Genomic DNA, 1,276 nt, shown 5'->3' with positions numbered 1-1,276 from the left:
GGCAGATTCATACGGTCAGTGCAACATCCATTGATCTGGGGGTTGTCATGCCGAGTGGGTATCCGCATTCGTTGGCGACGCGGCGGGAGTTGTTCGACCGCGTATGTCAGGGAGCTCCGTTGATCCGAACGGCGCGGGAGATGGGCGTGTCGACGACCTCGGCTTGGGTGTGGTGGCGTGACGCTGGAGCGATGAAGTTACTGATGGGCAGTGGGGATCGGGGCCTGGCCGATCCTGGTGATCTGAACGGGTCCGGTGGCCGTGGGCATCGGCTGTGCTTCGGTGAACGGGTCGAGATCATGCGAGGTCTCGACCGTGGTCTTAGCCAAGTCGAGATCGCCCGGGAGCTCGAGCGCGATCGGTCGGTTATCAGCCGTGAGATCAGTCGAAACCGCAACCCCGACGGGGATTACCACGCCAGGATGGCGCATGCCCGAGCCACCAAGAATGCCAAGCGTCCCAAAGGATTCAAGCTCGACGACCCGAGATTGTGCGATCAGGTCACTACCTGGATGGATGACGGGTGGAGTCCGAAGCTGATCGCCGAGGTATTGGCCCGCGATCACCCTGATGACAGGCTGGCGCAGGTGAGCCACGAAACGATCTACAAGTGCCTCTACGTGCAGGGCCGCGGCCAACTGCGCGCCGATCTGCACAAGCAGTTGTCGACCAAACGCAGCACCCGCAGATCCCGCACTGGCTCCACACGGGGCCCCGGCACATTTACCAGCGCTTTCACCATCAGTCAGCGACCCGCCGAAGCCGCCGACCGCGCCGTACCCGGGCACTGGGAGGGGGATCTGATCCTCGGTGCCGGCAACGGTTCGGCGATCGGCACCCTCGTCGAACGCAGCACCCGGTTCACGATCCTGCTGCACCTGCCTGACGATCACACGGCCGAGTCGGTGGCCACCGCGATGATCGAGGCGATGAGCGAGTTGCCGGCTCATCTGCGGCGCACCATCACATGGGACAGAGGCAGCGAGATGGCCCGCTGGCGCGACATCGAACTGCAGCTACAGGCCCCGGTCTACTTCTGCGACCCACACTCGCCGTGGCAACGCGGCTCCAACGAGAACACCAACCGACTGCTGCGGTTCTGGTTCGACAAGGGCACCGACCTGCGGGTGCACACCAAAGCCGACCTCAAACGCATCCAAGACAAACTCAACACCAGGCCGCGCCCCACCCTGGATCTCGATACCCCGGCCCAACGCCTAGCCGCCCTCCTCGATCAAGCCGCCTAGCGGCGTTGCACTAGCCACTTGACTTTGAG

At 63.6% G+C, this 1,276-nt stretch carries 1 protein-coding gene; it reads left to right on the top strand.

Annotated features, from left to right (window positions below):
- Window positions 1–47 precede the first annotated feature (47 nt).
- Window positions 48–1,247, top strand: coding sequence for an IS30 family transposase (locus ACJH5R_RS22920; RefSeq protein WP_406760149.1), 1,200 nt, complete (start codon window positions 48–50; stop codon window positions 1,245–1,247).
- The last annotated feature ends 29 nt before the right edge of the window (window positions 1,248–1,276 follow it).

This window comes from Mycobacterium sp. SMC-19, assembly GCF_045310815.1.
Classification (GTDB): domain Bacteria; phylum Actinomycetota; class Actinomycetes; order Mycobacteriales; family Mycobacteriaceae; genus Mycobacterium.
The sequence above is the reverse complement of the archived record's forward strand: the minus strand, read 5'-3'. Positions and strand labels throughout refer to the sequence as shown.